At 51.2% G+C, this 25,745-nt stretch carries 24 protein-coding genes and 2 pseudogenes; 7 read left to right on the top strand and 19 right to left on the bottom strand.

What is annotated here, in order from left to right; translation table 11 throughout:
• The first annotated feature begins 518 nt into the window (after window positions 1–518).
• Complete coding sequence (locus MCJ35_RS02215) at window positions 519–932, top strand: EamA family transporter (protein WP_008721651.1); 414 nt, start codon at window positions 519–521, stop codon at window positions 930–932.
• A 452-nt stretch (window positions 933–1,384) separates the two neighbouring features.
• Here MCJ35_RS02215 and MCJ35_RS02210 read toward each other — a convergent pair whose 3' ends face one another.
• The 6 genes from MCJ35_RS02210 to MCJ35_RS02185 all read right to left on the bottom strand — a co-directional run bounded on the left by MCJ35_RS02210 (window position 1,385) and on the right by MCJ35_RS02185 (window position 6,627).
• Window positions 1,385–1,567 carry a hypothetical protein gene (locus tag MCJ35_RS02210; protein ID WP_025483210.1) on the bottom strand — a complete coding sequence of 61 codons (183 nt, stop codon included), beginning with the start codon at window positions 1,565–1,567 and terminating at the stop codon, window positions 1,385–1,387.
• 214 nt (window positions 1,568–1,781) lie between these two features.
• Window positions 1,782–2,255, bottom strand: a complete 474-nt coding sequence (gene bcp, locus MCJ35_RS02205) for a thioredoxin-dependent thiol peroxidase (protein WP_008721642.1) — start codon at window positions 2,253–2,255, stop codon at window positions 1,782–1,784.
• A gap of 157 nt (window positions 2,256–2,412) precedes the next feature.
• On the bottom strand, window positions 2,413–2,601 hold the full coding sequence (locus MCJ35_RS02200; protein ID WP_025483212.1) for a hypothetical protein: 189 nt from the start codon (window positions 2,599–2,601) through the stop codon (window positions 2,413–2,415).
• Window positions 2,594–4,633: a PTS fructose transporter subunit IIABC gene (locus MCJ35_RS02195; RefSeq protein ID WP_025483214.1), complete on the bottom strand. Its 2,040-nt coding sequence runs from the start codon at window positions 4,631–4,633 to the stop codon at window positions 2,594–2,596. The genes MCJ35_RS02200 and MCJ35_RS02195 overlap by 8 nt, the downstream gene beginning before the upstream one ends.
• Before the next feature lie 21 nt (window positions 4,634–4,654).
• On the bottom strand, window positions 4,655–5,557 hold the full coding sequence (gene pfkB / locus MCJ35_RS02190; RefSeq protein WP_008721639.1) for a 1-phosphofructokinase: 903 nt from the start codon (window positions 5,555–5,557) through the stop codon (window positions 4,655–4,657).
• Window positions 5,558–5,772: 215 nt separating this feature from the next.
• Complete coding sequence (locus MCJ35_RS02185; protein WP_008721638.1) at window positions 5,773–6,627, bottom strand: MurR/RpiR family transcriptional regulator; 855 nt, start codon at window positions 6,625–6,627, stop codon at window positions 5,773–5,775.
• 243 nt (window positions 6,628–6,870) lie between these two features.
• Here MCJ35_RS02185 and MCJ35_RS02180 point away from each other — a divergent pair, with 243 nt between their 5' ends.
• Entirely contained in the window at window positions 6,871–7,536 is a 666-nt protein-coding gene (locus MCJ35_RS02180; protein WP_008721636.1) for a phosphatase PAP2 family protein, read from the top strand.
• 137 nt (window positions 7,537–7,673) lie between these two features.
• Here the strand turns inward: MCJ35_RS02180 and MCJ35_RS31790 are convergent, their stop codons facing one another.
• Window positions 7,674–7,808, bottom strand: a complete 135-nt coding sequence (locus MCJ35_RS31790; protein WP_327395102.1) for a DUF6783 domain-containing protein — start codon at window positions 7,806–7,808, stop codon at window positions 7,674–7,676.
• Between MCJ35_RS31790 and MCJ35_RS31785 the strand changes: the two are divergent.
• Window positions 7,767–7,865, top strand: a pseudogene (locus MCJ35_RS31785) (DUF6783 domain-containing protein); the annotation flags it as partial. The gene MCJ35_RS31790 and the pseudogene MCJ35_RS31785 sit on opposite strands and share 42 nt — an antisense overlap.
• On the opposite strand, the gene MCJ35_RS02175 reads toward MCJ35_RS31785, so the two are convergent.
• The gene (locus MCJ35_RS02175) at window positions 7,858–8,877 is read right to left on the bottom strand and encodes a glycosyltransferase family 2 protein (RefSeq protein ID WP_025483218.1); all 1,020 of its coding nucleotides are present in this window, start codon (window positions 8,875–8,877) and stop codon (window positions 7,858–7,860) included. The pseudogene MCJ35_RS31785 and the gene MCJ35_RS02175 overlap by 8 nt on opposite strands.
• Window positions 8,878–8,930: 53 nt before the next feature.
• Entirely contained in the window at window positions 8,931–9,383 is a 453-nt protein-coding gene (locus tag MCJ35_RS02170) for a CPBP family intramembrane glutamic endopeptidase (protein WP_025483219.1), read from the bottom strand.
• Window positions 9,384–9,541: 158 nt separating this feature from the next.
• On the opposite strand from MCJ35_RS02170, the gene arcC reads away from it, so the two are divergent.
• A complete protein-coding gene (gene arcC, locus MCJ35_RS02165) occupies window positions 9,542–10,471 on the top strand; it encodes a carbamate kinase (protein WP_008721628.1) in 930 nt (309 codons plus the stop codon).
• 112 nt (window positions 10,472–10,583) lie between these two features.
• Here arcC and MCJ35_RS02160 read toward each other — a convergent pair whose 3' ends face one another.
• On the bottom strand, window positions 10,584–11,099 hold the full coding sequence (locus tag MCJ35_RS02160; RefSeq protein ID WP_008721627.1) for a CarD family transcriptional regulator: 516 nt from the start codon (window positions 11,097–11,099) through the stop codon (window positions 10,584–10,586).
• A 245-nt stretch (window positions 11,100–11,344) separates the two neighbouring features.
• On the opposite strand from MCJ35_RS02160, the gene MCJ35_RS02155 reads away from it, so the two are divergent.
• Both MCJ35_RS02155 and MCJ35_RS02150 read left to right on the top strand, forming a co-directional pair.
• The gene (locus MCJ35_RS02155) at window positions 11,345–11,677 is read left to right on the top strand and encodes a PadR family transcriptional regulator (RefSeq protein WP_008721625.1); all 333 of its coding nucleotides are present in this window, start codon (window positions 11,345–11,347) and stop codon (window positions 11,675–11,677) included.
• Window positions 11,670–13,169 carry a permease prefix domain 1-containing protein gene (locus MCJ35_RS02150; protein WP_025483221.1) on the top strand — a complete coding sequence of 500 codons (1,500 nt, stop codon included), beginning with the start codon at window positions 11,670–11,672 and terminating at the stop codon, window positions 13,167–13,169. Before MCJ35_RS02155 ends, MCJ35_RS02150 begins: the two co-directional genes overlap by 8 nt.
• A 162-nt stretch (window positions 13,170–13,331) precedes the next feature.
• Here MCJ35_RS02150 and MCJ35_RS02145 read toward each other — a convergent pair whose 3' ends face one another.
• The 3 genes from MCJ35_RS02145 to MCJ35_RS02135 all read right to left on the bottom strand — a co-directional run bounded on the left by MCJ35_RS02145 (window position 13,332) and on the right by MCJ35_RS02135 (window position 16,813).
• Window positions 13,332–14,075, bottom strand: a complete 744-nt coding sequence (locus tag MCJ35_RS02145; RefSeq protein ID WP_025483223.1) for a hypothetical protein — start codon at window positions 14,073–14,075, stop codon at window positions 13,332–13,334.
• A 39-nt stretch (window positions 14,076–14,114) separates the two neighbouring features.
• Window positions 14,115–15,341, bottom strand: a complete 1,227-nt coding sequence (gene tyrS, locus MCJ35_RS02140; RefSeq protein WP_025483224.1) for a tyrosine--tRNA ligase — start codon at window positions 15,339–15,341, stop codon at window positions 14,115–14,117.
• A 527-nt stretch (window positions 15,342–15,868) separates the two neighbouring features.
• Window positions 15,869–16,813, bottom strand: a complete 945-nt coding sequence (locus tag MCJ35_RS02135; RefSeq protein WP_008721619.1) for a DMT family transporter — start codon at window positions 16,811–16,813, stop codon at window positions 15,869–15,871.
• 203 nt (window positions 16,814–17,016) lie between these two features.
• Here MCJ35_RS02135 and MCJ35_RS02130 point away from each other — a divergent pair, with 203 nt between their 5' ends.
• Window positions 17,017–18,048, top strand: a complete 1,032-nt coding sequence (locus tag MCJ35_RS02130) for a 3-deoxy-7-phosphoheptulonate synthase (RefSeq protein ID WP_008721617.1) — start codon at window positions 17,017–17,019, stop codon at window positions 18,046–18,048.
• 81 nt (window positions 18,049–18,129) lie between these two features.
• On the opposite strand, the gene MCJ35_RS02125 is transcribed toward MCJ35_RS02130, so the two are convergent.
• The 6 genes and pseudogenes from MCJ35_RS02125 to MCJ35_RS02105 all read right to left on the bottom strand — a co-directional run bounded on the left by MCJ35_RS02125 (window position 18,130) and on the right by MCJ35_RS02105 (window position 25,634).
• Window positions 18,130–19,335 (bottom strand): ROK family transcriptional regulator, encoded by a 1,206-nt coding sequence (locus MCJ35_RS02125; RefSeq protein ID WP_240299334.1) that lies wholly within the window; start codon window positions 19,333–19,335, stop codon window positions 18,130–18,132.
• Window positions 19,336–19,496: 161 nt separating this feature from the next.
• Window positions 19,497–20,834, bottom strand: coding sequence for a fucose isomerase (locus MCJ35_RS02120; protein WP_240299333.1), 1,338 nt, complete (start codon window positions 20,832–20,834; stop codon window positions 19,497–19,499).
• 15 nt (window positions 20,835–20,849) lie between these two features.
• Entirely contained in the window at window positions 20,850–21,704 is an 855-nt protein-coding gene (locus MCJ35_RS02115; protein ID WP_034576370.1) for a TSUP family transporter, read from the bottom strand.
• A gap of 9 nt (window positions 21,705–21,713) precedes the next feature.
• Complete coding sequence (locus MCJ35_RS02110) at window positions 21,714–23,735, bottom strand: alpha-glucosidase (RefSeq protein WP_025483226.1); 2,022 nt, start codon at window positions 23,733–23,735, stop codon at window positions 21,714–21,716.
• Window positions 23,719–23,841, bottom strand: a pseudogene (locus tag MCJ35_RS31780) (DUF6783 domain-containing protein); the annotation flags it as partial. The gene MCJ35_RS02110 and the pseudogene MCJ35_RS31780, both read right to left, overlap by 17 nt.
• A 14-nt stretch (window positions 23,842–23,855) precedes the next feature.
• Window positions 23,856–25,634 carry a solute:sodium symporter family transporter gene (locus MCJ35_RS02105; protein WP_025483227.1) on the bottom strand — a complete coding sequence of 593 codons (1,779 nt, stop codon included), beginning with the start codon at window positions 25,632–25,634 and terminating at the stop codon, window positions 23,856–23,858.
• Window positions 25,635–25,745 lie beyond the last annotated feature (111 nt).

Below are 25,745 nucleotides of genomic sequence, written 5' to 3'. Positions count from 1 at the left end.
CATTCATTATCTCTGCATATGCCTGTTCACATACCTTACCTTCCTCGAATTCATCTTCCACACGGAACCATTGTGGCCTTTCACAGCGTGATTTAGCTGATAAACTCCAATTAGCCGACTTAAACTTTGATAAGAACATAATTACCCGGATTGAAACCAGCAGCCGTTTTGTGAATGACTTTGAATTAAAAACATTGTCTAACTTTTTTGGTGTATCCTATTCTTATTTGCTTGATGGGATTCCGACATCTGAAGACTTAGAAAAATATCCTGATTTACTTCCATGATAATAATAGAGGGGATACCTCCATTAATGTTTATTTTAAGGGGACACCTGCAACAGGATGTCCCCTTTTTGTTGTAATGCCATTATAGCTGTAACGCCATTATATAAGTTTCCTTCATAGCACATAAAAACCAGAAAAAAATAAAATCGTGATGGATTATCTCCCATAAATGGTGCTATTATTAAAGCAAACCAACAAACCACCCTTATACCACCCACGGAGGAATCAAACATGTGGCTTCTTTTTGCATTAGCTTCATCCCTGTTCGCAGCATTGACTTCGATTCTGGCAAAGATAGGAATCGAGGGAGTGAATTCCAATCTTGCAACCGCCCTGAGGACCATGGTCGTGGTAATCATGGCCTGGGGAATGGTATTCCTTACAAACTCCCAGGGCGGGATTGTCAGCATAACGAAAAAAAGCTGGCTTTTCCTTATCCTGTCAGGGATGGCCACCGGCATATCCTGGCTCTGTTATTACAGGGCATTACAGATCGGGGAGGCATCAAAAGTAGTCCCGGTTGACAAATTAAGCGTTGTCGTGACAATCATATTGGCTTTTGTTTTCTTACACGAAAGCATCACCGTCAAATCGGTCATCGGCATGATATTGATTACGGCAGGTACCCTGTTCATGGTTTTATGAATCAGCCGGACATACAGCAATCGCAATCAGCCCCATCCATACCGGCCACTGGATTCCAGCCCCCGTATCTTCCTTTTAAAAGCGGGGACCGTTCATATGGCTCTCCTGCCTGCTGAAAGCCTTCATGATCCCCTATGGCAAAAGAAAAAAGGCCGCCTCCCACTTCCATTTATCCACAATCATGATACCACTAGATATAGATAAACACAATTTCCAGCCAAAATATCTTGTATTCCCGGTGGATATTGTGGATAAGTCTGTGGATGATTTGTGAATTATTTGTGGATAGGTGCGCCTGTAGCAATCCTTGAAATCCTTCCTTAAACTGTTGGGGAATGCAGTTTCATAGTCACATTCATTTACAGCTTTTATTGAATACTTATATGGGCAGGCAGGAAAACGTCACCAATGATAGTACGGACCGTCCAAAGCGTCCCTTCATGGCCATTCCTTTACTGATACGGCCCCTTTTCTATTGCCATCATGATCAAGGCCACATCCAGGTTAACCTTTGCCTTCTCATTACTAATAAATTTCTCCCAATTTTCATCAGCGCTGTCCGGAAACAGCTTCATGGCTGCAAACATATCCTCAGCTGCCTTTATTGACTGATATATGACATATGATTCCCACATCTTACTATCCCCATATAAATTATTTATACACTTGCCGTGCATTGCTATACCATTCTAAATTCCTAATCATTGGAAATCAACCGGATATTTGTGCACATAGGCACATAGTATGGATTTTCAGGGTATAAAAACAGCAGCCCCTGCGGGAAATGTTCCCGAAAGGCTGCTTAAGACAGATGGCTGGAATGAATGTTCAAACACCCCCTAATACTACCTAATCTTCCCTGTCCGTCCTGTCCAGATAATCCAGTATCTCCTGGGCATTGGTATCTGGCTTTGCCTTTTCAAACACTTTTTCAATCACGCCGTCTTCATCAATCACATATGTGCTTCTTACCACACCCATGGATACCTTTCCATAAAGTTTCTTTTCCTTCCACACATCATATGCCTGGATGGCTGTCAGTTCCGGATCCGACAGGAGGATGAAGGGCAGGTCATGCTTGGCTGCAAAGCCTGCATGTGATTTCTCACTGTCCTTGCTCACCCCGATAACCTCCACATTCCTCTCCTTAAAACCACTATAAGCCCCCGCAAACGCACAGGCCTGCCTGGTGCACCCCGGCGTATTATCCTTCGGATAAAAATACAGCACCACCTTCTTACCATTAAAAGAAGACAGGGTAACTTCCTTCCCCTCCTTATCCCTAAGTGTAAAATCCGGCGCCTTTACTCCAACTTCCAGCATGTTCTTTCCTCCTACTGCACTTTGTGTTTCTTATATGTTTCATACGTGTATCCTATGTGATACACATCTGAATCCATATTATTCCCTCATCTGCAAGTTGTCAAGGCAGAATATGTTCCTGGATACTGCTCCCGTCTGCCGTCCCAGGCCGCTGTTCCTATCTGCTGCTCCCGGCCGCCTCTCCGGTCTGCTGTCCCAGGACGCTGTTCCTATCTGCTGCTCCCGGCCGCCTCTCCCGCCTTCTGTCCCAGTCCAATGTTCCTATCTGCTGTTCCCGGCTGCAAAGCAGGCAGCCCCGCCTGAAACGCCGGAACTGCCTGCCAATACAAATACTCCCTTTATTCATTCACATTCTTTTTAAGGAACCCAAGGATGATGCAGCCCACTGCCGCTCCTGCCACAACCGCAGCCAGATACATGAACGGATTGCCGATGGTAGGCAGTACAAAGATGCCTCCATGGGGTGCGCGCAATGTACAGCCAAATGCCATGGAAAGCCCGCCTGCCAGCGCGGAACCGATGATACAGGACGGAATGACGCGCAGCGGATCCTGTGCGGCAAAGGGAATGGCTCCCTCCGTGATGAAGGACAGTCCCATGACATAGTTTACAATGCCGGACTGGCGGTCCTTTGCCGTGAATTTCTTTTTAAAGAAGGTGGTGCACAGCGCAATGGCAATGGGCGGGACCATTCCTCCTGCCATCACAGCCGCCATGACTTCGAAGTTGCCCTCGGCCAGCTGGGCTGTTCCGAACACATAGGCTGCCTTGTTGAATGGTCCGCCCATGTCGATGGACATCATGCCGCCCAGCACCATGCCCAGCACAATCCTGCTGGCGCCGCCCATGCCGTTCAGGAAATGGGTCAGTCCGTCATTAATCATTCCCATGTAAGGATTGATGAAGGTGGTGACAACGGCTGCCAGGAAAATCCCGATAACCGGATACAGAAGCACTGGTTTGATTCCTTCCAGGGACTTTGGAAGCTTTGAGAACAGCTTTCTCAGGCCAACCACGATATATCCGCCTACAAAGCCTGCAAACAATGCTCCCAGAAATCCAGCATTCACGTCCCCGCCCGCCGGATTTGCAAAAGTGGCGCCCATCTTTGCAATCATACCAGCCACAAGGCCGACTGCCAGTCCCGGACGGTCGGCAATACTCATGGCGATAAATCCTGCCAGGATGGGAAGCATCATACCGAATGCCTGCTCCCCGATGGTCTTAAGATATGCTGCCAAAGGAGTGTTCTTACCAAAATTGGACGGGTCAATGGAGTAGTCATCAAAGAGGAATGCCAGTGCGATAAGGATGCCGCCTCCGATTACAAATGGAAGCATATGGGAAACACCGTTCATCAGGTGCTTGTAAATGGTCCGTCCCACACTGTCATTGCCGCTGTCTGATGATACACCTTCTGAACCGGTATGATGATAAACCGGAACCGTTCCGCTCACAGCCCTGTTAACCAGTTCCTCCGCCTTGTGGATACCGTCAGCAACCGGTACCATGATAACCGGCTTCCCGTCAAACCGGGCCATCTCCACGTTCTTGTCAGCAGCAATGATAATGGCGTCAGCCGCAGCTATCTCCTCCCTTGTGAGTACATTCTGGGCGCCGCCGGATCCATCGGTTTCAGCTTTTAATGGAATTCCCAGCTTCTTACCCGTGTTCTCCAGGTTCTCGGCAGCCATGTAGGTGTGGGCGATTCCGGTGGGGCAGGCAGTGACCGCAAGCACGCGATAGCCGCCGGACGCATTGGCATTTCCACCCAGACCGCCGGACGCCTTGGCATCTCCGCCCATACCGCCTGACGCCTTGCCTTTTCCAGCTGATTCCCCATCCGTCTGGCCATTCCCATCCAATTCATCCGAAGCCTGCCCATCCTTCCCGGCGTCCGCTCCCTCCGGAGCGCCAAAGCGGGCAACCTCTGCCTCGTCAATGATCTTCAGGAATTCGTCCTTATCCTTTGCAGCAATCAGGTTCTCCTTAAACCCCGGATTCATTAAAAGGGTGGACAGACGAGACAATGCTTCCAGGTGTACGTCCGCTCCGCCTGCCGGGGCAGCAATCATGAACAGCAGATGGGCCAGGGAACCGTCAAATGCCTCATAGTCCACTCCGTCCCTCACCACCATGGCCGCCAGCCCGGGTTCCTTTACCGCTTCCACCTTCGCATGGGGGATGGCAATCCCTTCGCCGATTGCCGTACTGCCAAGGGCTTCCCTGGCAAGGATCCCTTCTTTATATCCAGCCTTGTCATTCAGGCGTCCGCCTGCATCCATGAGTGATACCAGCTTATCAATGGCTTCTTCCTTGGAATCAGCCGCAACATCCAGTCCAATACTTTCTCTTTTTAATAATTCCGTTATGCGCATACAACTCGCCCTCCTGGTTCATTAAAGTGTTTCCATAAGTTTCATGATATCCTGCCTTGTTCCGATTCCATCTGAAAATGCCGTCGCTCCGCCGCATGCAGTGCCCAGCTTCAGTGCATACCTGTAATCGCCTGTTTCCAGGTACCCGGCGATGAACCCGGCCACCATGGAATCCCCGGCCCCGACCGAATTCTTAACCGTCCCCCGTGCAACGCCCTGCCTGTAAATACTGCCGTCCTCCGCCACAAGGATTGCCCCGTCCTTTGCCATGGATACCAGCACGTTGACCGCGCCCATTTCCTGAAGCTTTCCTGCGTAGGCCGCAATGTCCTCATCCGTGGTCACCGTGACACCGAACATCTGCCCCAGTTCATGGTTGTTGGGCTTGATGAGGAAAGGATGGTACTTCAGGACATTCAGCAGCAGGTCCTTTTCCGCATCCACGACAATCCGGATTCCCCTGCCGTCAAGCATCTCCATGATACGCTCATAGATATCCGCATCAATGCAGGCCGGAATGCTTCCGGAAAGCACCAGCACATCCCCCTGTTCCAGACCGGACAGCTTATCAAAAAGCACCTTCACATCCCCGGCCGTTATCTCAGGGCCCATGCCGTTGATTTCGCTTTCCTCATCTGATTTCAGTTTCAGGTTTATCCGGGACATCCCTTTCCCCACCTTAATGAAGTCTGACTGAAAGCCAAGTTCCTTAACTCCCCGCTCAATCTCATCCCCTGTGAATCCTGCCACAAACCCCAGTGCCGTGCTTTTATACCCCAGGTTTGCCAGCAGCGCCGATACGTTGATGCCCTTGCCTCCATAAAAGATGTTCTCCCTGACCGTCCGGTTGACCCTTCCCAGTGTGAAATGATTTACGGTTACCACATAGTCCAGCGCCGGGTTGAACGTTACTGTGTAAATCATATATCACTTACCTCTCTTTTCATGAAAATTCATTTCTTTGCTGTCTTAATCATAATACGATATTGTTTTTTCGTCAATAGTTATTTATAAGAAAATATATTTCTTATCACATTTCATCACAATATACAAACAGGCAGCCTGTATATGTAAAAAGCCGCCTGTTTTTTGTGCATTTTTTCTATTTTCTCTTCTGTAATTTTACGATTATTTCCAAATCACTTTTTATCTGGCGATATGGCATTTTCATGACGGCGGATATGGTCCACCGCATCCTTCTTCCCCGCCATCAAAAGCAGGTAGAGTATCTCCATGACCGCCGTGGCCGTTACCCTTGAGAACCAGAATTCCTCTGTCAGAAGCTTTTCCCTGGTGGCAGTGACAATCCTGTAATCCGATATGGCTGCCAGGGGAGAATTGCTGTTATTGGTAATCAGTATGAGCGTGCACCCATTCTCCTTCGCCCCCTGTGCCAGGGTCATAAGGCGCTTGGACGAGCCGGAATTGGATATGATGAGGATTACATCCTCAGGTCCCAGATTAAAGGTATAGGCGGTCTGGCTCTCCCATATATCCCCGGCCACTGCCGCAATCCCCAGCTGGTTAAACTTAAATGCGCCGTCCAGGGCAACGGGAATGGTGTTGCCCACCGCCGCAAGCTGTACCATACGCGCGTGCTCCAGCTTGTCTAGGATCTGCTCCAGGTTCTCCGGCTTCATCATGTTCACGGTCTCGGTCAGTTCCGCCACCTTATTGGCAAGGATGTTCTGCAGGGACTGGGACAGGTCATGCCTGTCAATGTCATTGGAAATGTTCACGTCCCCCCGTTCTTCCTCCAGCACCTCCCTGGCCAGTGCCAGCTTCAGGCTGTGGAATCCCTTAAACCCGCATCTCCTGCAAAAACGCGATACTGTGGCGTCACTGGTGCCGCTGGCCTTGGCCAGTTCCCCTACCGTCATATCCACCACATCCGCCTTATGCTCCATCATATAATCCGCTATCTTTTTTTCTGCTTCAAAAAACCCGTCATAGGAGGAGCAGATGACTCCCAGTGCGCTTCGTGTCTCTCCCATATCACATTCCGTCCATTCTGTGTAAATTTATTTCATAGGTTAAATATAGCACATAAAAATTAAAATTAAAAGCTGTTTATGGGCATATATTATAAAGCTTTCTAAAGGTTTATTAACTTTTTTGGAAGCCCCTTGTATTTCTAATTTCAGTGTGCTATAATCTCAGAACGTTGAGATATTTTTAACACTTTCTTTACATTTTTGTGATATTTATTTTTTCAAACAGAGAAAGAGGCTGATACTATGAACAGTATAAAAGCATTTCTTTACAAGTACAGGCACGCGTGGATATTGTCCTATGCATTCATCTATATCCCCTGGTTCTGTTACCTGGAAAAGACGGTCACCCGCAACTACCATGTCATGCACGTGGCACTGGACGACTTCATTCCATTTAACGAATATTTTATTATTCCCTATATGATGTGGTTTTTATACGTGGCAGGCACCATCCTTTATTTCCTGCTGACCAGCAAGGATGATTTTTACAGAATCTGCACCTTCCTGTTCTCAGGCATGACCATCAGCCTGATTATCTGTACCTTTTTCCGCAATGGCACGGACTTCAGACCGGCGCTGGATTCAGGGAAGAATATATTTACCAGTATGGTCGCCGCCCTTTACAGGACTGACACACCTACCAACGTGTTCCCAAGCATCCACGTGTACAACTCCATCGGCACCCACATCGCCATCATGAAGAGCGAGGCCCTGAGGAAGCACCGGCTGGTACGGGCCGGTTCCGGCATACTGATGGTCTCCATCTGTCTGTCTACCGTGTTCCTGAAGCAGCACTCCGTCATTGATATGATAGGGGCAGCCATCATGGCTTATGTGATTTACGGGATTGTATATGGATACAACTGGTCCACAGAGGAGAAGAAGGTCAGGGAGAAGGCTCTTAGCTGACAGCCTGGTTGAGGCATCTGATTGAGGCATCACACGAAAGGCATACAAAAGACATTCCATCAATACAAAGGGATGTTGGAAAACTAACCCACGTTAGTCTTCCAACATCCCCTTTTTATTCAGGCAACCGGCCCCAATTAAGGCCGGGAGCCTGTAAAACTAGGGTGTGTTTGAAAATTGCTTTCCGTCAGCTGTGCGTCCCACTTCGTGGGAGATTTGGTCCCGATGAGGGAGGCGTAGCGGGCTACGTTGACCGAATTGGGACCAAATATGCCGCGAAGTGGGGCGTGCAGATGGCGGGAATGAATTTTCAAACACACCCTAGTTAAACCCATAAAACTTCTGTGTAATCTTATACCCCAGGATCAGAAGCTCCCGTCCCCCTTTACCCGGAAGGTTGCAGCCCTGGCCCAGGAATCCAAGGCGCAGGCGCAGATACAGGGGCAGGTTCATTTTCTTCAGGTACTGCCAAAGTTCCTTTTTCTTCTCCAGATTCTCCTCTGTCCCTGACTTGATGGCCAGTACCGAGGACACGGTCATCATGATTTCCAGATACTGGATCATATAGTGGCGCAGCTTCCTGCTGCTTATCTTCATCACATCATAGTATCCAAGCATCAGCTTGGTGACAAGAAGCTGCTGGTCAATCCGCCCAATCATCACCGACTCATTCACGGACTGGTCCTGCCTGCCGATAAAATACCGGTAGAAGTTCACATCCAGATAATAGATATGTTTCACATGAGGCAGGGGCTGGTACACGAAAATGTTGTCCACATAGAAGGTATGCTTTGGCAGTTCCAATCCGCACTGCCTTAAAAGCCCTGTCCTGTATATGACGGAGTGCATCAGTATGTACTGGCCTGTCATGAAGAATTTGACGTCATTCCACCCAAACACCTTCTCCTTCGGGAATGCGGTATGGTACTTCATGACCTTCTTGCGCTTTGCCCCCTGCTTCTCATATACAAAGTTGGTGACCAGCATGTCCAGGGTCTCTTCCCCGTACACAAAACGGCGCAGGGTTTCAAGCACGCTCTGGAATGCCTCTTCATTCACCCAGTCATCGCTATCCACCACCTTAAAGAAGATTCCGGTGGCATTTTTAAGGCCGGTATTCACAGCCTCTCCGTGTCCTCCGTTCTCCTGATGGATTGCCCGGCATATGGTCGGGTATCTCCTCGCATATTCATCCGCAATCTCTGCTGTCCTGTCCTTTACGGAGCCATCATCCACAATGATGATCTCCACTTCCTCCCCGCCCGTAAGCAGGGTACTGATACAATGTTCCATATAACTTTCCGAGTTATAGCAGGGTATTGCTACGGATAATAACTTCACTTTTTCTCCTCCTCGTCACAAGCAGTCAGCGCCTTTCCTCAAGACGCCTGCCATCACAGTCCAAATACCGCCAGGGCTGTCAGGTTGGCGGCCCAGTGCATCAGCACGGCCATGGGGTACTTCCGGTACGCGCTGGTCTCATATCCCCATGCCAGTATCATGCCTAAAATAAATGCATACGTTCCCTGTACCCAGTTTCCGTGATATAATCCAAATGCCAGGGATGACAGGGCAGCGGATAACCAGAATCCCGTGCACTGTCTGAGCCAGCCGTACAGGAACGCCCGGAACAGCAGTTCCTCTGCCAGCGGCGCGGTAAACAGCGTGACCACCATAAATGCGGCCGGCTGGGCTGTGGCCGGTTTCATGGCAGCCTCAAAGGCAGCCAGACTGCCCACGGACCATGGAACAGCCCTTATCAGCAGATTGCCGGCAAGGGCTGCCGCCGCCGACACTTCCATCCGCAGCCACCATCCGTCCGGCAGCAGCTTTCTTCCATCCTTCATATGCCTCTTATCTTCCTGTTCCCATTCTGCTGACAGTATAGCATGACTGCATTGTTTTTGCCACCATATTTTACTCTCTTTTCATTGCATTTTTTCCCAATTTCACCTATAATTAACTTAATTTATATGACAATTCAGAGACAAGCGAGGTATGGATTATGGCAAAAAAACGCATTGTATTGGCCATTGGCCACAAAGATTTGGGAACCAATCTTCCGGAGCAGAAGGCTGCTGTGGCCAGGACTGCAAAGGTCATTGCTGACTTTATCCAGGAAGGCTGGCAGGTAGCTATCGTACACAGCAACGCTCCCCAGGTAGGCATGATCCACACTGCCATGAATGAATTCGGCAAACAGCATGATGGATACAGCAAGGCCCCCATGTCCGTATGTTCAGCCATGAGCCAGGGCTATGTGGGATACGACCTTCAGAACGGCATCCGCGCCGAACTGATTAAGCGCGGCATCTATAAACCGGTCAGCACGGTCCTGACCCAGGTTACCGTGGATCCTTACGACGAGGCCTTCTATACACCCGTGAAGGTGGTGGGACGCGTCATGACAAAGGAAGAAGCGGAGGAAGAAGAAGCAAAAGGCAACCATGTAAAGGAAGTGGGGAATGGATACCGCAGGATTGTGGCTTCCCCGCACCCGGTTGCCATTGTGGAGATTGACGCCATCAAGGCGCTGATGGACGCCGACCAGATTGTCATTGCCTGCGGAGGCGGCGGAATCCCTGTCATGGAGCAGGGCTACAACTTAAGGGGCGCCAGCGCCATCATCGAGAAGGATCTGGCAACCGGGCTTCTGGCCAAGGAGATTGACGCGGATGTGATGATGATACTCACCAGCGTTGAGAATGTGACCCTTAACTACGGCACCAAGGATGAACAGCCCATCGGGCATATGAGCATTGAACAGGCAAAGGATTATATCAACCAGGGCCAGTTTGAATTTGCATCCATGCTGCCGAAGATATCCGCATCCATTGATTTCCTGGAAAGCGGCAAGGGCCGCAAGGCCATCATCACCACCCTGGACAAGGCCAAGGAAAGCCTTAAGGGGAACGGTGGGACGGTCATCGAATAGTGCATATATCCAGGCACTCAGTATCACATATATCATCAGGCAGGGCAATCAGCAGGAACCTTGTCTGTCCATAAAAATTTCAAGAGGGATTGCATTGCCTGCAATCCCTCTTTTAATCCATCTGTTCCTCATCCACCACCCGGGACTTAATATAATCCACCACTTTTTCCCTGGGCATTTCCAGGGATAATGCCAGCTCTGAATACAGGTTTTCCTCAGCCGTCTTAAAATACCGCTCGTCCAGGTCCGTCATCTTCTTGCCCTGCCTGGTCCTGTCCTGCCGCCGCAGGTACAGCGCCTTAATCATGCTGACCCACACATGGCAGTCGCAGGTTTTCAGCGCTTCCTTGTACCGCTCTTCCCTCTGCTTGTCTTCGGTCACTTCCATCTCTTTCACATCCTGGATCCTGTCAATCAGACATAGGGCCTCATCCCTGGTAAGGAGCGGCCGTATGACAGTCTTGTCCGAATCCACAGGTGTCACGATTTTACAGTCCTGATGATAATAGGGTCTCAGCTCATAATAAAGCTTGCCCTTAGGCCCGCCAGGCCTGTCTATCGTCTTAATGTCCATGATTTCACAGACCCCCCTGATTCCATAAATGATATATTGGCCTTTCTCAAACATATTTTACCGCCTGCTTCCCTAATTTTATAATACTATTCTATCATTAAAATTTTGTCGATGTCAGGCGTTTTTTGTGAAAGCCTTTATTTTCGTGGATTATGTCTTATATAGGCCACAGATGATTTGTGCATAATTACAACATCATTCTTTTCTTGACATACCTATGTAATCTATGTATAATATCAAATATACCTAGATTATCTATGTGACATGAACCATTTACCATTATCAAAGGAGGTCATCCCATGGACAAACGCTACATGGCCCTTGCCACTTCCATGCTGGTCCTTAAACTGCTGGACCGCCAGAGCATGTACGGGTACCAGATCATCCGGGAACTGGAACAGCAGAGCCAGAACGTATTCAGGCTGCAGGAGGGCACCCTCTATCCGGTCCTTCATGCGCTGGAGCAGCAGGGCGCGGTATCCACATCCCAGCAGCTGGCGGACAACGGCAGGATCCGCAAATACTATGCCATCACATCCCACGGACAGAAGCTGTTGGATGAAAAAGAAAAGGAATGGCGGGTCTATGAATCCGCCGTCAACCAGGTGATGGGAGGTGTTCTTTTTGGATAAGGAACGATTCCTGGACGAGATAACCGACCAGATTTCCTACCGGCCCCTGCGCCCCTCCATCCGCCAGGAGCTTGAGTCCCATATAGAGGACAGGATTGAGGAATATGAATCCCTTGGATTTTCCACCTCCGATGCAACTGAGCAAGCGCTGGCCTGCATGGGGGATGCGGTGTCCATTGGCACCGGACTGAACGAAGTCCACAAAATCCAGAAGGCCCCGCTGCTTTCCATCATCACCGCCCTGCTCTTCCTGACAGGTTTTGCAGCTGCCTGTTTCAGGTTCCTGCGGTGGTCGCCGCAGCAGACGGTCAATGGGGCCATATGTTATATCCCGGGAGGGATCCTTCTTGTCATGACGGCATTAAAAGGATATCCCCTGCTCATCCGCTTCCGCAAGGTCCTGGCTTTTGCCATCCCCCTCCTGTATCTGGCGGTCCAGGTCCATGAAATCATTTTCACACGGATAAACGGCCGTTATTTCAATATCGCCAACATCACTTATTTTGCCGCCCTGTTGTTTGCCCCTGTGGCTGTCGCGCTGTTATATGGCTGCCGGCAGGACAGGAAACATTTCCTGGCCGCTTCATTTACGTGTACCGGCCTGTGGGCAATGCTGATGTATTTTTCCCTGTCATATGAAGGTGGGACTGCGGCGCTTATTTCCATCCTAACCATGGTCTGCACCGCCTGTTTCATGATTCACCGGGGGATCATGAAAGGCAGCAAAAGAAAACCATATACCGGAGTCCTGGCAGCGCTGGCCCTGCTCTCAGGCCCCCTTTTCCTGACCGCCCAGGGCCGCAGCAATCTGCAGGCATTCCTTTCGCCGCAGTCTGCAATCAGCAGCACCTGGGATGATACATACAACGGGATCCTTATACGCAGCCTGATTGCCAGGACCCCGCTTACCCATGGAATCAGCCTATCCCCGGAGGAGATGATGGACTATGGAACCGGCGCATGGTACTTTGCCTCCCGCAATCCGCGCCAGATTGGGATTGACGCTGCCGGACATACCTCCAACCGGCAGTTATTCGAATCCTATGGGGAGTGGGAACCGGGAAGCGCGCCCCGGTACATCCACTACAGCGCGGAAAATGTAACCCTTCGGGATATCCTCCCACAGCACTATTACAACAACTATATCATCGCCGTATGTATCCTTTTATACGGCTGGCTGCCCGGACTGGCGCTGATTGGGGCCGTGGCCCTTTTCTATCTTCTCCTTTTTACCTGCATCACCAGGATCCGCGGGAAACTGGCTTCCTCCCTTGCATTCTGCTGCGGTCAGTGCCTGCTGTGGCAGGGAGTCCTGTACCTCCTTGGGAATCTTGGATACCAGTATGCCTCGTTCTCCAACCTGCCCCTGATTTCAGAGGGACGGATGAGCATCATGGCCAACATGCTGCTATTGGGAATGATTTATTCGGCCTACCGCTTTGACCGGGTGGTGGATGAAGGAATACTGGAGTTAAGGGAAGCAGAAGCATAGGTGCATCCAGCAAACAACGTTACATCCACCAAACAAAGACAGGGGCGGATTCCTGCATCCAAGCAGGACATCCGTCCCTGTCTTTTACTTCATCATGGCCCGCGCCTCAGAAACACGCCCCAGGCGCTCCATCCACACAGCCGGCAGGCATCCGGCCGGGCCTTAAACCCGCTTCCCGCTCCTGTCCAGCTGGTATCCGTCAATGGTACAATCCACGCGCATCACACCGTTATCCGGGTTCAGGTAATACCAGTCGTCCTTGTATTCCTGCCATCCCGTCTTCATATAGCCATCCGTGCCGAAATAGTACCAGTTGTCATTAACCAATGCCCAGGATGTAAGATCCTCTCCCTGGTATTCGTACTTCCAGCCCTTGCTTTCTTTTATCCATTTGCCCAGGAGGATATTGCGGTATTCATTCATGCTGCTCTCCGGCAATACGGAAAAATACAGGTTTGTCCTGGCATCCCCATAACGGAACTCCACCACGTAGCAGCGGTCCAGCGTATCATAGAGATTGCCTGCATTCTTCTCCCGCTCCACTGTCTCAGGACGCACAATGGGATAATGTGTCCCTTCCTTAAGGCCTGTAACCGTGCATTCCAGATACTTCTGGGTCTCACCGTCATAGGTGATTAGATAATAATTCATTGTCACGTCATCCAGATTGATGTCGTTCTTGTCTTTTGTTACCGTAAATGTATCCTCTTCCGAAGCCCTGTAGCCGAGCACATAGGACGAGTAACCATCATATATGGAAGTCTTCCTGCTGTTAAGATCCATATGCATGGTCACAGGTACATCAGGTGTTATGGCGGCGGCTTCTGATACAAACACAGAACCTATACTCAGGACAGCTGCAAATACAATGGCTCCCAGCTGCCGGACCGGTCTGATCATCCTCATCCGGTACCCTCCTCTCAATCTTCTGACTCCGCAGGGCTGTTATCTGACAACAACCTTCATGAAATTCTTCTTGCCCCGCTTAAATACCATGCCATCTCCTGCAAACTGGTCTTTTGCAAACGCTACCTTGATATCCTTTACCTGGCTGCCATCCACGGATACGCCGCCCTGTTCCACATTCCTTCTTGCCTCGGAACGGGAAGCGCAGAGTCCGGACTTCTGAAGCACGCCCAGGATATCAATGGAACCATCCACAAAATCTTCCTCTGAAAGCTCAAATGTAGGCATATTGGCAGTGCTGCCTCCAGCGGCAAACAGCGCCCTGGCGCCTTCCTGTGCCTTCGCTGCCTCTTCCTCGCCATGGACCAGCTTGGTCAGTTCAAATGCAAGGATCTCCTTGGCCTGGTTAAGCTGGCTGCCTTCCCACTGATCCATCTCGTCAATCTGTTCAATCGGAAGGAATGTCAGCATGCGCAGGCACTTAAGCACATCCGCGTCCGCCACGTTCCTCCAGTACTGGTAGAACTCAAAGGGAGTGGTCTTGTTGGGATCCAGCCACACTGCGCCGGACTGTGTCTTGCCCATCTTCTTGCCCTCGGAATTCAGTAACAGGGTAATGGTCATGGCATGGGCGTCCTTGCCCAGCTTACGGCGGATTAACTCTGTGCCGCCCAGCATGTTGCTCCACTGGTCATCCCCGCCGAACTGCATGTTGCAGCCGTAGCGCAAAAACAGCTCATAGAAATCGTAGCTCTGCATGATCATGTAGTTGAACTCCAAAAAGCTTAAGCCCTTCTCCATCCTCTGCTTATAGCACTCTGCCCTCAGCATGTTATTCACAGAGAAGTGAGGTCCTACTTCCCTGAGGAAATCAATATAATTTAATCCCATCAGCCACTCGGCGTTGTTGACCATCATGGCCTTGCCTTCGGAAAAATCAATGAAGCGGCTCATCTGTTTCTTGAAGCAGTCACAGTTATGCTGGATGATCTCCGGTGTCATCATGGTACGCATGTCGGAACGGCCTGAAGGGTCACCTACCATACCTGTGCCTCCGCCAATGAGGGCAATGGGCTTATTGCCTGCCATCTGAAGGCGCTTCATCAGGCACAGCGCCATGAAATGCCCTACATGAAGACTGTCAGCCGTAGGATCGAAGCCAATATAGAAAACAGCTTTTCCTTCATTGACCATCTTCTTAATCTCTTCTTCATTCGTCACCTGGGCAATTAATCCCCTGGCAACTAATTCTTCGTAAATCTGCATGGTTGTTCTCTCCTCTTCCTACTCTAAATATTTTATCATATTTCCTGTTTCATGCAAGGGCTTGATTCTTACGTTTTTCTATCAGCCGGTGTCCACGGCCCGGATAACAAAAAAAGGCCCGTCCCATTCAAAAGGACGAAGCCTGGACTCCGTGTTACCACCTGATGTTCACAGACAGCTCGCGCTGCCCGCCTCTTCGGGTACTGGAGCGCATGCCTCTCCTGAATACCCTAGCACGATAACGTGTGCAGGACCCGTCACAGCCTACTGGGCATCCGCCGTTGGGTGTGAAGCTCTAAGATGTATTCGTGACCTGCTTTCCATGCGCCTCTCATCACCCGGCTGCTTTCTGTATGCTTTTGCAGATCATTACTTGTTCCCGTCATAGCCAATTCATGAAATTATCCCCATTATAGACAGGTCCGGCTGTTTTGTCAACCCCCTGTCTGCTTTTATCCGGGGTTTATCCTTCGTTATCCTGCAAATCATCCAGCATTATCCACCGCTATCCTGCGGATCATCCGCCATTATCCACCGCTATCCTGCGTTTCATCCATCCTCACGCCGTCCGGCCCCGGTCTCTGGGCAAATGTCAGGACAAACACAGCGCCCAGGATCAGGGCAAACCCGGCAAAATCAGCCGGGGTAAAGGATGTCTTAAGCCAGAACACGGAAATAATGACTGCCGATATAGGCTCCACGCTGCCCATGACGCTTCCCTTCAAAGGCCCGATCATACTCACACCCTGAAGATACAGGCCAAAGGCCAGCGCGGTCCCCACCACGATAACCCCGCCAAGGGCGCCTGCCGTGCCCGCGTCCCAGACAGGCTGATAGGTCCACGGACGCACGGATATCCCCATCACAATGCCGCCGATAAACATCCCAAAGCCCAGCACCTGGTAGATGTCATACCTGAGGATCAGCCCGCCCGGTATCATGGTATAAATCATGGCGCTGACAGCTGCCAGAAGCCCCCAGAACAGGGCTTCCCCCGTAATGTGGAAGGAATGGATGTCCCCATGGGTGCCAATGACAAATGTCCCCAACAGGGAAAGTCCGATTGCCCCAAGCTCCAGGCCCCTGGGAAGCCTTTTTCCCCTGATGCACACCACCATCAGGATCAGCACAGGCGACAGGTACTGAAGCACGGTTGCAGTGCCTGCATTGGATGCCTGGATAGCCATGAAATATGTAAACTGGCAAAATGTGATACCGAAAACAGCAAACAGCAGCAGGTGGACTGCATCCCGTCTGCGCTTAAATATGTCCAGGTTCCGTCTTCCATTCAATCTGAACCCAATCATGATGAGGATCATTCCCGCAAAGAAGAGGCGCACCGTGACCAGCCACGGCGCCTGCACTTCCTTCTGTTCAAATAAAAACTGGCCGCAGCACCCGGAAAAGCCCCAGCAGGTGCCTCCCACCAATGCCATCATGGTACCCAATGTCTGTCTGTCCTGTGTCTTCATATTCCCCGTACTCCTATCCTGTCATGCTCTATTTATACTTATAAATGCCCGGATTGTCAACATTTTCGTGGTATTAACCCTTTACGAATCCCGGTTTCTATACTATAATGAAGCATTGAAATACATCCGTGCACCCGGAACAGGCGGACACCAAAGGCCGCCCTTTACCGGGCGCGGTATTTATACATGGGAGGACATAAGATATGGGATTCACATTTATCAACAAGCTGCCTTCACCGGCAGAGATACGGGAACAGTTTCCGCTGGCTCCTGAACTGGCAGAAATCAAACGCAGGCGGGACGAGGAAATCAGGGAAGTATTTACCGGGGAAAGCCATAAGTTTGTTGTGATCATCGGCCCCTGTTCTGCTGATAACGAAGAGGCTGTATGTGATTACACCAGCCGTCTTGTAAAGGTCCAGGAACAGACAAAGGACAAGCTCATCATCATACCCAGGGTGTACACCAACAAGCCCAGGACCACGGGCGAAGGCTATATGGGAATGGTACACCAGCCTGACCCGGAGAAAAAACCGGATATGTTCGAGGGCATACTGGCCATCCGCCACATGCACATGAGGGTCCTGCGCGAAACAGGCTTCCCCACTGCGGATGAGATGCTTTATCCTGAGAACCTGAACTATCTCTCCGACATGATGTCCTATGTTGCCGTGGGCGCACGTTCCGTGGAGAACCAGTTCCACCGCCTGGTGGCCAGCGGCTGCGATGTGCCCGTAGGCATGAAGAACCCCACCAGCGGCGACCTGACCGTCATGCTGAACTCCGTTGTGGCTGCCCAGCTCCCCCATGACTTCATCTTCCGGGCCAGCGAGGTACAGTGCCCCGGCAACCCCCTCACCCACACCATCCTCAGGGGAGCGGTGAACAAAAGGGGACAATGCATCCCCAACTATCACTATGAGGATTTAAAACTGCTCTTTGACCTGTACGCCAAGCGTGATTTGAAGAACCCGGCCTGCATCGTGGATACCAACCACGCCAACTCCAACAAGCAGTATAAGGAGCAGATAAGGATTGCAAAGGAAGTCCTTCACAGCCGCCGTCATTCCGGCGATATCAAACAGCTGGTAAAGGGCCTTATGATTGAGAGCTACATCGAACCCGGCAGCCAGAAGATCGGCCAGCACTGCTACGGCCAGTCCATCACGGACCCATGTCTGGGATGGGAAGATTCAGAGCGGCTGCTGTATGAGATTGCAGATAACCTGGATTAAGAAAACATATAAGGGAGCCTGGATCATGTGATGAATCATCACTTGATCCGGACTCCCTTGTTCCTCTTAATCCAATGGGTCTTACATCCCCAGGAACATTTCATTCACAACAATTGCCAGAGGCCCGATGTATCCAATGCGGTCACTGAGGCCGGATTTCAGGATATAATCCCCGTCATACAGGGAATCATAATACGTACAGAAGTCCAGGAACCGTTTCTGGATATGGTCCATTTCAAACATGAACCCATAGATGATGACCTTATCCGGGGCCAGCAGGGTGATGGTGTTCACCACGGTCCTGGCCAGCCGCTCCACAATATCATCAATGATTTTCTGAAGTCCCGGGTCTTCTATCTCTATCCACTGTTCCATGTTCCTGACTTCAATCTTTTCCACATCCCCGTCCACGAATGCATAGAGTCCGGGCATGGACTCCTTTGTGCAGGCCCGCCTCACACGCTCGGCCATGGCATGGGTGGCCACATGGGTCTCCAGGCAGCCCCGTCTGCCGCAGCGGCAGGGAAGCCCTCCCGGCTCCACGATATAGTGGCCGATTTCCGCGGTCTTGGAATTCTGGCTGTCATATATCTTATTCTGTATGATGATGGCAGAACCGACACCCGGCCCCCATTTGATGAACAGAAGGTTTTCCTGATTTTTGCCTGTGCCGTATATCAGTTCCCCCTCGGCAAATGCCTTTACGTTATTTTCCACCACCACGGGAAGGTCCAGATACATCTTCATATACTCCCCAACCGGCACCGCCTCATTCCATATGCGGTAAGCATGAAGGCTGACTCCTGTATCCCGCTTCACGGGGCCGGGAAGGGATATGCCCGCGCCGAGAACCGATTCCTTTGATATTCCCTGTTCCCACATAAGGGACTTGCCCTCATCCGCCACCTGCTTTAAGAATACCTGCGGCTTAAGGGCGCCGTCTGTCTTCAGCTTCCTGCCTGCAATCAGCCTGCCCTTCAGGTCGCTGATGGATATACAGGTTTCAGGGGCTTCTATGCTCACGGAAAGCACGTATTTATACTGATAATTAATATCAATGGATACCTTTTTCCTGCCTGCCCGCTTCTCCTCTTCCATCTCCCCTTTTTCCACAAGGATTCCGGCAGAGAGCAGCTGGGTGCAGATCAGGGTAACCGTGGCCGGGGTCAGGCCCAGTTCCAGGGCTATGTCCTTTCTGGACATGGCGCCATGGTCATTGAGAAGTTTCAATATGGCGCTGCGGTTACTCACTTTTACATTTTCAAGGTTAATACCCGTATAGCCCATATCTTCTCCCTCCATCTCATTTCCCGGTCCACCGGGATATTATAAATCACATCTCATATCAGTATAGGTGCAAACACATTTAAAATCAAGGAAAACTTGGATACCGGGCAAAGCAATACCCGGCAAAGCACAGCCGACGGAAAGCAATTTTCAAACACGCCCTAATATACACAGGCCTCCATCCCCATCATATGCGCCAGCATGGTAAGCTCCTGGGCCGCATCCCCGTAAATCACCACAAAATGCGGTTCCCAGCCACCCTTAACACTCTTCACTATGATATCCTTGGCATCATGTTCTGTCTTCACCACCACGGAAGTCCCGCAGAACTGTTTTGGACGGTCCAGGGCCTCGCCGGAGGCGATGAAGAACCGGAAGCTTCCGTCTGCCTTACGGCCCACCCGGAAAATGGTCACTTTCTCACATGCCTGGCATCCAAAATCCATGACCGGGCCAATCTTGCGGTTGGGGTGTACGCCCACCTGTGCCCCGGTATCCTTTCTTGCCAGGGTGCAGGCCGCCATTCCGCAGTGCCAGAAGGTAATGGTCCCTTCCTTTTCATCCATGGACACAGGGTCCCCGAAAAATGCGGCATTGCCGGTCAGCTGTGTCCCGATGTACATGGACAATGCCCCGTATACGTCGGATTCGCAGCTTGCGGCAATCCCCGACGCATTGAGCATGGCCAGCACGGAACATACCGGGGTCCCAAAGGATGTAAAGAAGTCCGGCCAGCACCTGGAAGATAAGGCCCCGATATGGTTCCCAGCCACATAATCCTTGTAAGCCTTATATAGTCTGGCAAAATCCTTCACGTTCTTCTCCGGTGTGCCCTCCAGCCCCACCATCATGGCTTTTGCCTCCTCCAGGCAGGGAGCGCATTCCTCATCCGTAAATGACTTTGCCTTGTCAATCAGTTCCCTGGCCTCAATGGATTCCAGGGTCACCCCAAAGGCGCGCATAAGCTCGGAATCCAGCGCCCTTCCGAACCCAAAGCCCTGGGGCGTATGGCCGATGGAAGCCATTTTCAGCTCCCGCATCTGGTGCTTTATCCTGGCTGCGCCAATGGCTGCCTTAACAGCGCCAGCCACCTCATCTTCTTCCGGCGAACCGAAGACATATTCAAATTCGCCGCCCCTGAACGCACGCAGGGCATTGCCCGCTGAGAATGCCCCGGTCAGGGAATTCAGCCTCAGGCGTCCGCCGTCAATCACCGGCTCCCTCAGGGTCCACAGCAGCACAGGGCAGGTGAAGCGTTTAAGCACCTCGCCTGCAAAGGCCGCATTGGCAAAGGTGATGTTCTGCAGGATGATAAGACCAGGATTGATTGTATCCAGAAAGGCGCACAGGTCATCCATGGACAGAAGCATTTTATCCGGGTAAACGCCGTCCTCTGTGAGGGAGGAAATCAGGCCCAATGATTTATCAAATTCCACCTGGGCGCTTTCCAAATGAAAGGTAGGTACTCCAATCGGTATGTATGCAACTTGGTATTTCATGTTTTTATATCTCCTTTACTTTATTAACAGGGAAATTCCCGATAGAAACAAAAGTACATATGTAATCAGCATGAACAGGCGCTGGCTCATCTTCGCATAAAGACGGCTTCCGACCGCCATGCCAGCCAACAGGAAGGGAATGGAAACCACCTGTATCTTTACCAGTTCCGGGTTCCATAACCCTGAACGGATATCATCCAGCATGATGATGGTGTTGAGCACCACCCACACCGTGGAAATGGTGGCCCTGAAGCTGACCTTATCCTGGATCCGTCTGGTCAGGTAGCCGATTAACAGGGGGCCGCCCGATACGAAAATACCATGGACAATCCCGGCCAGGCCAAGAAGAAGGTACAGGGCCGGGGTGGTTTGGGATTCCTGGGCCGATGATTCCCTGAATGTTCCTGCTGCCTGCGGCTCCACGGCTTTAGCACCACCTGGCCGCAGCCTTTCCGTTCCTTGCCCGCCTGCCTTATCCGGCCCTCCAGCCTGGCCCTTTGCCTCCTCCTGCCTTTCCATCCGAAGCTTCCACAGCCCCTGAACGGACAGACAGACAACAAACAGTCCCAGCAAAGCGTAGAGCATCCTCTCCCTTCCCGCAAAAAAGCCTTTCAGGAAAATGCCTCCCACAATCCCAACTGCCATCACGGCCACGATTTTCTTAAGCTCGCCCCAGCACACATGCTTCCTGTGCCCGGCAAACACGTATATCCCGGACAGCAGGCCCAGCACGTTAAGCACCGGCTTGGCTGTATTATACCCTACCAGCATCAGGCTGGGAGGCATTGCAAGGATGGTCCCTGCAAAGCCTGTGATTCCCTGGATGATGTTGGACAATAATATGACAAGGAAAAATGCTGCGTATCTCATATCCACACCTTAATCCCTGGACGCCGCTGTCCCATATTTCCTGCGGATTTCCTCAAACAAAGGCGCGTACGATGAATCCTTCAGGTAAAATGCCGGGGTATAGCCCAGAGGCGCTTCCACGTTCACATCGCCGCCCTGATACACATCCCCTGTCCACAGGTGGACCCATCCGCCTTCCGGAAGATACACATCCCAGTCTTCCCTGGCCTCAAGGTAGACTGGGGCCACCAGAAGGTCACGTCCCAGCAGGTATTCATACTGGATGCCATATGCTTTCCCATCCTCCTCATAGTGAAGGAACAGCGGTCGCTGCACCGGGATGCCCTTTTCGGCATTTTCCTTAACCAGGACCTTCATGTACGGGGACAGCATGGTGTAGATATCCACCAGTCTTGCCAGCTGCTCCATACAGTCCTCATCCTCATAGTACTGGAAATTCGTGTCCGGCCGGTTCCCCTCATGGGTGCGCATCACCGGCGTGAACATGGCCATCTCGGACCATCTTAAGAACAGTTCCTTTGTCCTGGTATTGTCAAACAGGGAGGTATAGCCGCCAATATCACTGTGGCTCAGTCCGCATCCGGTCATGCCCGCGCTTAGGGCCGCGCAGATTACCGTTGCCAGGCCGTCATGGATGGTGAAGTCCACGGACTGGTCCCCTGCCCATAAAAGGGTACAGTACTTCTGGCTGCCGGTTCCGCCGGCGCGCATGAAGTATACAACCTCTCCCAGCCTGCCCTCTTCCTTTACCGCATCGTAGTTGCATTTTGCCCAGAGGGCCGGCCAGCGGTTGTGTTCCATCATGGGGGATTTACCGCTGTAAAGCCTTAAGTCATCCGTTGGGAGATACTCCCCAAAATCAGCCATCCAGCCGTCAATGCCGATGTCCAGGCTGTGCTTCTTAATCACTTCGTCCTTAAACCACTCATATGCGTCCGGGTTGGTCAGGTCCACCACGCCGCAGTAAAACTCGCCGAAATCCACCAGGTAATCGCTTCCATCCCCCTTGGTGGCAAAGTAGCCCTTTGCCTTCCCCTCTTCATAAAGGACGCCGTCATTGACCAGATAGGGATTGATATAGCCAAGGAACCGGATGCCCCTGGCGTGAAGCTCCTCAATGCGCTTTGGCAGGTCCGGATACATTTCCTTATGGTACTGCCAGTCCCACTGAAGACGTTTTCCGAAGGACGTGACACGTTTGCCGCACCAGTCCTGGCACCACAGGCCGGACACCTTGATTCCTTTTTCCAGGGTCCTGTCAAGAAGTCCGAAGGAGCGTTCATTGCCTCCCTGTACGCCGATGATCAGGCCGTTGTATACCCATTCAGGAAGTTCAGGCTGGCGCCCGAGGAATGCTGTCAGCTTTTCCAGCAGTTCCACAAAGGTGGGGGCTGCCTCTATGCGGATGGATGCAGGCACTTCCCATATCTGCAGCTCATGGAACTCCCTGTTCCTGAAATCAAAATCAGCATAGGCAGTGGAATCCACATGGAGATAGTAATGCCTGGAAGAGACATAGGTGGGTTCCGGATAGTTGGTGTTATAATAATCCCCTCCCGCCTTGTTCTCCACATCGGAGCGCCAGGTCACATAGGTGGTCTTATCCCTTCCCACCCCCGGTTCAGAGGTCCACAAAGGGAAATGCCTTCCCCTCAGGTTAAAATACGACATCTGCTCGCCGCAGCCGTAACAGCACTCTTCCTCATCCGCCTCCACCCGGAACCAGAACCGGTTGATGCGCGGATCCACCTGGGTAAAGGAGAGGAGCGCGCACTCTCCCTCAACCCTGACCGTAAGCGTAAGCTGCCCTTCCATGTCCATGGAAATGCCCTCCGGCCCTTCTGTAATCCCGGTCACATGTAAAGGACGCCGTTCCACCACATAGTCCTCAATCTTAAAATTTCCCCTGTACATATCCACGGATTCTTCCCCGTATCCAACGTAAATCATGGGCTTGCTGCCTTTGCATTCCAGTATGCTGCGGCCGTTTGCATTTAACTCCCAGTCCATTTCCTTACGAATAAACTCCATATGAAACCTCCTTGCCTGTAATTGATAGCATCCAGCGCCCTCCGGCGGTGCCAGGGCGTGTCTGGAAATTGTCTTCCGCCAGCTGTGCGTCCCACTTTGCGGGAGATTTAAATCATTTTCCTATCCTTCCGCATTCACTGTCTGGCACGCGTTTGCGCTTACCCGTTTTTTTTTCTCCATCAGATAGAGGATTACGGTCTCAGCCGCAAGAGCCAGGGTCACGCCGCCGATCAGGCCCATGTTCCTGTCCGGTGTGGCAAAGCCGGCGGGTGAGAACAGGAAATACTCATATACCAGGAAGGAAACCAGCCAGATGGCAACTGCATTTTTATGTACCCACGGCGTCATGTCATAGCTGGCATTCTTCTGAGTGCTGTTGTCAAATATCTTGTCATTGGGCTGTATCTTGGCACATACGAAAATGATGACCAGCATGATGACGAACGAAATCGCGTAAATATGCATATAGTTGATGCCCAGGATTGCATTGGTAAAAGGCATGTCAATGTATTTGAACCAGAACTTATAGCCTGAATAAAAGAATACATGCCATGCGGATGCCGCAACCGCCCCCATGGATGAACCCTTTTTACTGAACATGCCGATTAAGACCAGGGTAATGATGGGGATGTTGTAAAATCCGGTAAAGCTGCGCCCGAAGTCATAAAGGCCAGTGCTCAGGACCTGAAGGAACGGGGTAAAGCAGATTGCAAATGCTGCAAAGCCCCAGCCAATCCTTTTTGCATAAACCACTGTTTTCTCATCCGACAATCCGGGATTGAAAATCGGTTTATAGATATCTACCATGAATACGGTGGAAGCCGCATTCAGGAAGGAGTTATAAGTGGAGATAACGGAACCGAACAGCGCGGCGCAGAACAATCCTACCACGGGCCACGGAAGGGATCTGGCAACCAATGTGGGATATGCGAAATCCTTGCTCTCCAGACCGGTTCCAACCAGGGCTGCAGCGATGACGCCCGGAAGCACCAGAAGCATGGGAACCATCATCTTCAGGAAACCGGAAATCAATACGCCCTTCTGTCCTTCCTTCAGGTTCTTTGCGCCCAATGCCCTCTGGATCAGCACCTGGTTGGTGCCCCAGTAAAACAGGTTTGCCAGGACCATGCCGGTGAAAATACATGCAAAGGGAACCGGGTCATTCTTGCCGCCAATGGCATTTAACTGCATATAATTGTTATCCAGCACATAGTTTACGCCCGCAGCAAAACCGCCGTCCGCCTTGGCATTGCCCACTGCGATGAATCCGAATATCACCACCAAAAGGGAACCAGCTACCAGCAGGACGCCGTTGATCGTATCGGATACGGCAACTGCTTTCAGACCTCCGAGTACAGCATACAGCGCGCCGATAATGCCAACCAATACAATCAGGATGGTAAGCGCTGTCTGGGAACTGATGCCGAAAATACTCGACAGGTCAAATATCTGGTTAAAACCGATGGCCCCCGCGTACAGACAGACAGGAATGCCTATGAGCAGGTATCCTACCAGGAAGAACAAGGAAACCATCCTGCGCACAAAGATGCCGTAACGCTCTTCCATGAACTCAGGAAGCGTGGTATAGCCTTTCCTCAGATACAGCGGAAGGAATACAAAGGCCATGACAATGGTTGCAATCACAGCCGTTGCCTCCCATGCCATTCCCGACATATTGGCTGCGTAAGACTGGCCCGAAAGCCCTACCAGGTTCTCGGCCGAAAGGTTGGTCAGCAGCATGGAACCGGCGATGAAGGTACCGCCCAGACCGCTTCCCGCAAGGAAATATCCCTTTGCCGTCTTCTGGTCATCCCCGCCCTTTACTATCTTTGCAGATATCACACCCACCAGGGCCGTAAAAAAAATGAACGTCACTAATGTAAACATTAAATGTTCCATAAATATTCCCCCGTTTTTTAATTTTGTACAATTTACCTGTATACTCAGCCGGGCCGTTGTGATACCATTGATATGCGTTGATGGTACACGTGCCTCAACTGTACGCCGCCC

Origin of the sequence: Enterocloster sp. OA13, assembly GCF_022440595.1 — a bacterium.
In the GTDB taxonomy this organism is placed as follows: Bacteria; Bacillota; Clostridia; order Lachnospirales; family Lachnospiraceae; genus Enterocloster; species Enterocloster hominis.
Note: the sequence above shows the minus strand (reverse complement) of the source record. Positions and strands in the feature narration are given on the sequence as shown.